The organism is Sulfurospirillum tamanense (genome assembly GCF_016937535.1).
GTDB classification, from domain to species: Bacteria; Campylobacterota; Campylobacteria; order Campylobacterales; family Campylobacteraceae; genus Sulfurospirillum_B; species Sulfurospirillum_B tamanense.
The window spans coordinates 1-8,281 of the sequence record NZ_JAFHKK010000046.1 but is presented as its reverse complement, the minus strand read 5'-3'; the positions used below and the strand labels follow the sequence as shown (position 1 = coordinate 8,281).

General features: G+C 44.5%; 11 protein-coding genes. 7 read left to right on the top strand and 4 right to left on the bottom strand.

Annotated elements, in window-relative coordinates:
* Nucleotides 1-2: 2 nt before the first annotated feature.
* Nucleotides 3-923, bottom strand: coding sequence for a DUF4238 domain-containing protein (locus JWV37_RS12285; protein WP_205460136.1), 921 nt, complete (start codon nucleotides 921-923; stop codon nucleotides 3-5).
* Between the two features lie 73 nt (nucleotides 924-996).
* Here JWV37_RS12285 and pnuC point away from each other — a divergent pair, with 73 nt between their 5' ends.
* Nucleotides 997-1,599 (top strand): nicotinamide riboside transporter PnuC, encoded by a 603-nt coding sequence (pnuC, locus tag JWV37_RS12280; RefSeq protein WP_205460135.1) that lies wholly within the window; start codon nucleotides 997-999, stop codon nucleotides 1,597-1,599.
* Nucleotides 1,596-2,297, top strand: a complete 702-nt coding sequence (locus tag JWV37_RS12275) for a choline/ethanolamine kinase family protein (RefSeq protein WP_205460134.1) — start codon at nucleotides 1,596-1,598, stop codon at nucleotides 2,295-2,297. Before pnuC ends, JWV37_RS12275 begins: the two co-directional genes overlap by 4 nt.
* Here the strand turns inward: JWV37_RS12275 and JWV37_RS12270 are convergent.
* The 3 genes from JWV37_RS12270 to JWV37_RS12260 are packed head-to-tail and all read right to left on the bottom strand — an operon-like array spanning nucleotide 2,252 to nucleotide 4,024.
* Nucleotides 2,252-2,971 (bottom strand): class I SAM-dependent methyltransferase, encoded by a 720-nt coding sequence (locus JWV37_RS12270; protein WP_205460133.1) that lies wholly within the window; start codon nucleotides 2,969-2,971, stop codon nucleotides 2,252-2,254. The two genes, JWV37_RS12275 and JWV37_RS12270, sit on opposite strands and share 46 nt — an antisense overlap.
* Nucleotides 2,964-3,551, bottom strand: a complete 588-nt coding sequence (locus JWV37_RS12265) for an SCO family protein (protein ID WP_205460132.1) — start codon at nucleotides 3,549-3,551, stop codon at nucleotides 2,964-2,966. The genes JWV37_RS12270 and JWV37_RS12265 overlap by 8 nt, the downstream gene beginning before the upstream one ends.
* Before the next feature lie 26 nt (nucleotides 3,552-3,577).
* Complete coding sequence (locus tag JWV37_RS12260) at nucleotides 3,578-4,024, bottom strand: copper chaperone PCu(A)C (RefSeq protein WP_205460130.1); 447 nt, start codon at nucleotides 4,022-4,024, stop codon at nucleotides 3,578-3,580.
* Nucleotides 4,025-4,146: 122 nt separating this feature from the next.
* Here JWV37_RS12260 and JWV37_RS12255 point away from each other — a divergent pair, with 122 nt between their 5' ends.
* The 5 genes from JWV37_RS12255 to coxB form a co-directional block, all read left to right on the top strand.
* Nucleotides 4,147-4,935, top strand: a complete 789-nt coding sequence (locus tag JWV37_RS12255; RefSeq protein WP_205460128.1) for an SCO family protein — start codon at nucleotides 4,147-4,149, stop codon at nucleotides 4,933-4,935.
* Complete coding sequence (locus JWV37_RS12250) at nucleotides 4,925-6,595, top strand: cytochrome c oxidase subunit I (RefSeq protein WP_240332207.1); 1,671 nt, start codon at nucleotides 4,925-4,927, stop codon at nucleotides 6,593-6,595. The genes JWV37_RS12255 and JWV37_RS12250 overlap by 11 nt, the downstream gene beginning before the upstream one ends.
* Nucleotides 6,588-7,238 carry a cytochrome c oxidase subunit 3 gene (locus JWV37_RS12245; protein ID WP_205460126.1) on the top strand — a complete coding sequence of 217 codons (651 nt, stop codon included), beginning with the start codon at nucleotides 6,588-6,590 and terminating at the stop codon, nucleotides 7,236-7,238. Before JWV37_RS12250 ends, JWV37_RS12245 begins: the two co-directional genes overlap by 8 nt.
* A 9-nt stretch (nucleotides 7,239-7,247) precedes the next feature.
* Entirely contained in the window at nucleotides 7,248-7,592 is a 345-nt protein-coding gene (locus JWV37_RS12240) for a cytochrome C oxidase subunit IV family protein (protein WP_205460124.1), read from the top strand.
* Nucleotides 7,586-8,281 (top strand): cytochrome c oxidase subunit II (gene coxB / locus JWV37_RS12235; RefSeq protein WP_205460122.1); only part of this gene is annotated, 696 nt, incomplete at its 3' end. The genes JWV37_RS12240 and coxB, both read left to right, overlap by 7 nt.

Genomic DNA, 8,281 nt, shown 5'->3' with positions numbered 1-8,281 from the left:
CTTTACAAGCGCCTCCTTGGATTTGAAAATACTGTTTTATGGGATTTTGTATATATTCTTTCGTTTAAACTTACTACATCTTTTTCGCTAACAAAATCCTTTAAATTTTCATAATCATTTGAATCACATATCATGTAAGCGTATTTTGGGGAAAGGGGAAAGTATAAATCCATAAATTGAGGAGATTCATTTTCTTTGAGCTTCTCTAGGGATGAATGTATGTTAACTGCAGGGGAATCACTTGTTATAAACGGTATGTTTGTATTGTTTTCTATAAAAATATGTGTATCTATTGTATTGTTTTGGTATAAACTATGGCCTAGATTAATACCAAGCATATAGCTTACAAACCACCAGTTTTTTTCCCATAAATTAAATAATCGGCCATCGTCTTTTAACGCAGCCAAGCATTTGTCTTTAAATGCTTTTGTTCGCGTAATTTGATGTCCAATATAGTATAAAAAATTTATCAAACACTTTTTATCTTTAAGTATCATTGAATTTCCTTGAACTAATTCGGAAATAACTTCCAGTGCTAAGCGCTCAACAATAGTATATGTATTTTCTAAGGAGTTTGATTTTATTGCTTCAACAAGCAGGGAGTACTCTTTCGAATATTTGGGGTTGATTGGAAAGTTTTCTATAAAAAGCAATTTTTGAAAAAATTTTAATTGACTATTGTGAATATCTCTTAAAAACTTTGGAGAAATAGCTGATAACTGTTTAATAAAATTTATATCTTCATTATTAAGTGAATGTATTTTATAAAAAGAGGTATCTTTTGCCAAACCTTTTATATTATCCTTTGAAATTTTTCCTTTCTTTGAAATATAAAATAATTCTTTGTTCTCATCGGCCCAACTTTTTAAATAATAAGCCCAAACATAGTGATGATTTTTTTTAATCTGCATAAATTTTTCCATGAAAGATTATACAATCTCATTTGTGAAAACACTGAACTTCTGGCTTTATGAAATAATGAATTCAAGGAACTAAATGAACGACTTTCTAAATGGCGTGTACGAAGCGCTTATCGCCACGTCCCCGTGGGAAGGGGTGGCGGTGGTGTTGTCTGTGGCGTATTTGCTTCTAGCGATGCGCCAAAGTTTGTGGTGTTGGCCTGCGGCGTTTGTGAGTACGCTTATTTTTGCCATTCTCTTTTTTGACGCGGCATTGTTGATGGATTCGGTGCTTAACGGATATTATCTTGTCATGGCGGTGTATGGCTGGTATGTGTGGAAATACGGAAAAACAGGCAAGGAAAGCTTACATGTAAGCGCATGGGGCGTGCTAAAAAACCTCACCATCATCGCTTTGCTTGGCGGCGTGTCGCTAGGGTTTGGCTACGTGATGGACACCTACACGCACGCAGATTTTGCCTACCTAGACTCGGCCACGACGGTGTTTGCGGTGTTTGCGACCTACATGCTAGCGCAAAAGGTTTTAGAAAATTGGCTTTACTGGGTGGTCATCGACGCGGTTTCTATTTACATTTACATCGAAAAAGCCTTTTATTTGACGGCGGTGTTGTTTTGTCTTTACACGGTGTTGGCGCTTTGGGGCTTTTTTCAGTGGAAAAATGATGCCAAGCGCCTATGAATATCAACCTTTTGCGGTCCTACGCGCTCTTTGCCAACGAGACGCTCATCAGCCTTACGCGCCTAGAAAACCAAGGCTACAACAACACAAATTACCTTCTTGTGAGCACAAAACACCGCTACCTCTTACGGGTTTTTGGTAAAAGCTCTCTTGACCGCAAGCGCGAATTTGAGATAGGCAAAAAAGCCTTTATCAAAGGCATCGGCCAAAAACCTTTGCTTCTAGATAGCGCAAATAACCTCATGGTCATAGAATTCGCAAAAGGGGAGCATTGCATTGCCCCATCACTAAGGCAACTTCAGAGACTTGGAAGAGCACTGCGCACCCTTCATGGCATGAAATGGCACCAAAAGTCCTACGGTGAGGACAAGGAACACACGCCCTCAAAGGTGCGTTTTAAAAAACTTAAAAACGCTAAAAAAGAACCCGTGCTGTGTCACCATGATTTAAACCCCAAAAACATCCTTTTTCATGGGCACAGCGTTAAGCTCATCGACTGGGAGTACGCAAGGGTTAATGACCGCTATTTTGACTTAGCTTCCCTCATTGTGGAGTTTGGCCTTGGCAAAAAAGAAACCCGTTTTTTCTTGGCTTCTTACGTTACATGTAAAGAAAAAATAGATTTTATAAAATTAGAGTGTTACAAGAAAGTTTACAAAGCCTTGTGCGACAAGTGGTTTAAAGCCCTTGCGCGCTGATACACGGCAAAGTAGTGTGGCACGTTTTGTGCGTCATCGTAAGCCAAGAAATGCACTTCGCAGAGGTTGTCGCTGGTTTTAAACTTTTCTAATTCGGATTTGGCGAGGGGTTTTGGTATCTCGTCTTCTTTTTCCCCTTCGTTTCTGCTTCGACACGAGACCAAAATATACCCGCCTTGGGCGACAAGTGCGCTCATGGCTGCTCTTGCATTTTTCCTGAGCGCGTCTGGGAGCACTTGTAAGGTGTTGCATTCATAAACCACATCAAACGCCTCACGCCAAGATTTTGGGCAATCAAGCAAATCAGCAACAACGTAATCCACTGTTGTCTTGGGGTATCTTTTGGTACATAAATCAATAGCCGTTTGGGAAATGTCAAAGGCGGTGACCTCAAAGCCAAAGCCAGCCAAAGCCTCGGCGTCATCACCCACGCCACAACCAATAACACAGGCTTTTTTGCGGGGGTTTTGGACGGTGGTTTTTTCTAGCCACGCTACGAGGTAAGGACTTGGTTCCAAATCTGCCCAAAAAACCTTACTAAAATCCCCTTTAGCGCTTTGGTAAATAGCATCAAACCATCCCATTGGGTCGTTTTTTTGTTGGTATGTTTTTACCATTTTGGCGTATTTTTCAGGCGAGAAAAAGTCTTTGTGCAAAAAATCTAGGTTATTCATTTTTGGCAATAATGAGCATTTTTTGGAGTGCGCGAAAGATTTCATCAGGCGATTGGGAATGTTTAATGGTGTGAGCCAGTCTCCCTTGCGTGTCGAGAAAATAAAGAAAAGTCGTGTGGGCCACGGTGTAATCTACGCCCGAATTTTCAATGTACTCTTTTGCGTAGTAGGTACCGTAGTTTTGCGTGATTTCTTTAAGGGCAGGCGCTTCACCGGTTAGGCCTAGGGCGTCAGGGTAAAAATACTGTGCGTACTCTTTAAGGTCTCTCAATCCGTCCCTTTCGGGGTCAACACTGATGAAAAGGAGTTGAAACTTATCGGCCTCTTCTTTGGGGAGTTTTTGCAAGGCGTTAGCGGCTTGGGCAAGGGTAGTGGGGCAGATGTCAGGGCAGTACATGTACCCAAAATAGACGATGGGCATTTTGCCTTTAAAATCACTCAGGCGTACGGGCCCATCGGCACTTTGGAGTTCAAATGCGTAGGGTTTTACCTCCCTTTGGTCTTGTACATATGTGGCACCCGCCCAAAAAATCCCAAAGAGCAAACCCATGCCCACGAGAAAAATAACCCCTTTTTTCATGACATCTCCATTGTTTATGTAAAATTTTACATCTTATGTTTTTTCATCCCCATCATAACACTTTTTATGGGTACTGCATCAAGTGTCTGTTTTTGGCCGTTTGAAAAGTACAATTCAAGAACGATGGTTTCACCTTCACGCAAGGGTGTATTGAGGCCGATGAGCATTACATGTAAGCCGCCTGGTTCGAGAGTGGTGTGTGCGTGAGGTGCGATGGCGATTTTTTCGACGGGTCGCATTTTCATCATCTCCCCCTCCATTACATGTTCATGCAGTTCAACGCGCGTGGCAACAGGCGAAGCAGCACCAAGGAGAAAGAGTTCTTCTGTGGTAGTATTTGCAATCTTCATAAAAGCAGCAGAGTTTTTAAGGTTTGGTGGAACTTCCCTTGCATAGGCATCTGAAACCTCGATGGGCGCGGCAAAAACAGAAGTGGCACACACGAACAATGCTGCGAAAAACGTTTTGAGCATCAACTTCTCCTTAAAATTATTTTATGCATTATAGTCAACATTATTAAAATAATATTACATTTATCTCCACTGGGATACCATTTCTTGTGACGAAAAAAAAATAATTTAAAGATTGGCTTCCCATGAAACTCATTTTTATGGCATGTTTGGTCGCGGTGTGTGTTGCTTTTGGTGATGGCGCAAAAATAGGCACCTATGAAAGATTAGGTTCCTATCTTCCCCTTGAGCTTACCTTTGTGGATGAAAATGCCCAAGAAAAAACCCTAGGCGAATTTTTACAAGGCAAGCCTACGATTATCTCGCTCAATTACTTCTCCTGCCCTGGCATTTGCGGCCCGCAGATAGATGGCATTGTGAAATCTCTCGATAAAATACAGCTCAAAGAAGGGAGAGAATACCGTGCCCTTACCATCAGTTTTGCCCCTGAAGATTCCCCTGATGATGCCTTTGAGAGCAAGCGCAACCACCTCAATGCATTGCGCAAAGATTTTGACCAAAATGCGTGGAATTTTTTAGTCGCACAAGACAAAGCGACCATCGACGCGCTCACCCAATCTCTTGGGTTTGAGTATGAAAAAATCATCAACAAACAAGGCTTTGTGGACTACATTCACCCTGCGGGGCTTGCCATCGTTTCGCCCGAGGGAAAGATTACGCGTTACCTCAATGGCATCAAATACCTGCATTTTGATGTGAAGATGGCACTGCTTGAAGCCAGCGAGGGCAAGGTGCGTCCGACCATTGCAAAAGCCCTTGCGTTTTGTTTTTCTTTTGACCCTGAAAACAGCAAATACGTCCTTTCTATCAACAAGATTTTTGCCACGGTTATGCTTGTGCTAATCAGTGGATTTTTTATCTATCTTATCACCGCTAAGCGAAGAAAAAAAGGAGATCCAGACCATGAGTCCTAGTATCCCAGGCAGTTTTTACGAACACACCCATACGGTGTTCGGGCACCATAAAAGCAAGATTTTTCAATGGATTTTTAGCATAGACCACAAGCGCGTGAGCATCTTGTACCTCTTTTCAATGCTTGCGTTTTTCTTGGTGGCCGTGGGGCTTGCCCTTTCTATGCGCTTGGAGCTTTTTAGCCCCGGGCAAGACATCATGTCGCCCCAGCGGTATAACCAAGTCTTTACCATGCACGGTGTGATTATGATTTTTCTCTTCATCGTGCCTGGCATCCCCGCTGCCCTTGGCAACTTCCTCCTGCCCTTGCAAATAGGCGCGCGGGATGTTTCGTTTCCAAAACTCAACCTGCTTTCGTGGTGGTTGTATATGTTTGGCGCGATTTTAGCGGTGGCTTCGCTGTTTGTGGGCGATGGCTTTGCCGATACGGGCTGGACATTTTACGCCCCTTATAGCATCAAAACAGGCACCAATGTCATCTGGGCACTAACCGCCGCGTTTATCCTTGGCCTCGCTTCCATCCTCACGGGCATCAACTTTGTGACGACCATTCACCGCCTTCGCGCACCGGGGATGACCTTTTTTAAGATGCCACTGTTTGTGTGGGGGCTTTACTCAACCGCATGGATACAAATCCTCGCGACACCCATTGTGGGGGTTTCGCTGGTGATGGTCATCTTTGAGCGGGTGTTTGGGGTAGGGTTCTTTGACCCGACCAAAGGGGGCGACCCAGTGCTCTTTGAACACATGTTTTGGATTTATTCGCACCCTGCGGTGTATTTGATGATTCTCCCTGCCTTTGGGATTGCTTCTGAAATCGTGCCGACTTTTTGTCGTAAGCCCATCTTTGGGTACCGCTCTATCGCTATTTCTTCGGCGATGATTGCGGGGGTTGGCTACCTTGTGTGGGGGCACCACATGTTTACTTCGGGCATCTCCGACATGGTAAAGTTGATTTTTTCGCTCCTCACTTTTTTTGTCGCCATCCCTACGGGGGTGAAATTTTTTGATTGGATTGCGACCATGTACAAGGCCTCCATCGATTTTAAAGCGCCCATGGTTTGGACGGTTGGCACCTTTGTGACGTTTATCATCGGAGGGCTTACGGGGCTGATTTTGGGCACCATCGGCGTGAATGTCTACTTTCATGATACCTATTTTGTAGTGGCTCACTTTCACTACACGATGCTAGGCGGCGTTGCCTTTTTGATGTTCGCAGGGTTTCACTACTGGCTCCCCAAATTCACGGGCCGCATGTACAGCGAAAAGCACGCCATAAGAGCTTTTTATACGGTGTTTGTAGGGTTTAACCTCTTGTGGTTTCCTATGTTTTTAGCAGGTGCTTTTGGTATGCCACGGCGCTATTTTGACTATTTGCCCGAGTTTGAGATTTACCACAAGCTCTCAGGGGTTGGCTCTTGGATTTTTGCCATCGGCATCGTCTACATGCTTGTGACGCTCTACCGTGGATGGAGGTACGGCGAGCCTGCTGGTCCCAATCCTTGGAACGCGACGACGCTAGAATGGCAGATTCCATCCCCGCCACAGTTGGAAAATTTTGGGGAGATTCCCTATGTGGATTTCAAACCATACGAGTACAAAAACGGCGAACCTGTGCACAGGATGGATCTTTCGGTAAAGGAGGGTCAGGGCCATGGATAAGAAAGTAGAAGTTGCGTATGACAAAGAGGGAAACGCCCATGAAATCGTAGATTTCAACGATGATTACATTGGTGCTAAGATTGGGTTTTGGCTTTTTTTGTTTACCGAAGTGATGATTTTTGGCTCCATGTTTTTGATTTACGCCTTTTACCTGTTTCAATTTGACGAGGCCTTTGTCACCTCTTCGGGAGGCTTGAACCTTTTCTTGGGCGGGACAAATACGGTCATCCTTTTGATTTCGGCCTTGTGTATGGGGCTTTCTTTGGTGAAGCTACGCAACGGCGACGTGCTTACATGTAAGCGTTACCTTTGGCTCACCATTGTCCTAGCGGTGGTGTTTTTGGGCATTAAGTATGTAGAGTGGAACACAGAGATAAGCCACGGCATTTACCCCGGTTCCGCACACCTTGCGAGCATGGGTGATGGCGCGGTGATGTTTTTTGGCCTTTACTTTAGCATCACAGGCTTGCACGGACTGCACATCATCTTAGGCATTGGGACTATGCTTTGGGTGCTTGGTTTGATTCGTTCCCAAAAAATCACGCCAAAAAACTTTGTCATTTTGGAAAATACAGCGTTGTATTGGGATCTAGTGCATCTTGTGTGGGTGTTTGTTTTTCCACTTTTTTATCTGATTTATTAGGAGGCAAAGATGCAACACGATGAAACATTGCAGCCCATTAGGGCAAAGACTTACGTGAGTGTCTTTTTTTTGCTGATAGTTTTGACGGCACTGACGCTTTTGCAGCCGATGTTGATTAGCCTTGCGTTGGCACCCACACTCATCGTGCAGATGGGGCTAGCGACTGTGAAGGCTTTTTTGATTGTGGCCTACTACATGCACATTAAAACTGAATCAAGGCTCCTTAAGACCCTTATCTACTCTTCTTTGGTTGTTTTGGTCATCATTTATGTGATTATGGCGATTGATACGTACTACCGCTACACGCCACATGATGTCTTTGCGCGGGTTGCACAAGGAGGTTTGCTATGTTAGAAGGCATGGAGGGCGTTTCAAGTTTTGCCAGTGAGGTGGATTTGGCCATATGGGTTGTGATGGGGTTGTCTATTGGCATCTTTGTTCTTGTGGTGGGGGTGATGTTTTATTTTCTCTACAAGTACAGCGCAAAACGCCACAGTAGAAACCAAGTCAAAAACATCGAACACAATACGGTTTTAGAAATCCTGTGGACGGTTGTGCCCACACTCTTGCTTGGGGTGATGTTTTACTACGGTTACACGAGCCTTAAGGTGATGCGTGAAATTCCAGAAGATAACTTACATGTAAAGGTTGTGGGGCAGATGTGGTTTTGGACTCACGAGTACCCCAATGGCAAAAAAACCAGAGACCTTTACGTGCCCATCGACACGAATGTGAAGCTTGATATCACGGCTAAACTTAACGACGTGTTGCATTCGTACTACGTGCCCGCCTTTCGGATTAAACAAGACGCGGTGCCAGGCAAGGTTTACAGCGCGTGGTTTAAGGCTGAGAAATTAGGCAGTTACGATGTGTTGTGTGCAGAGTACTGCGGCACGCGCCATGCGTACATGCTCTCAAAAATTCACGTCGTAGAGAAGGAGCGTTTTGAGGCGTGGTATGAAAGCGACCGCGAAACCCCTTTTGCGGAAGAAGAAGCCGTCAGTGCGCCACAACAACACCCCGGCCTTGCGCATCTTGAAGCC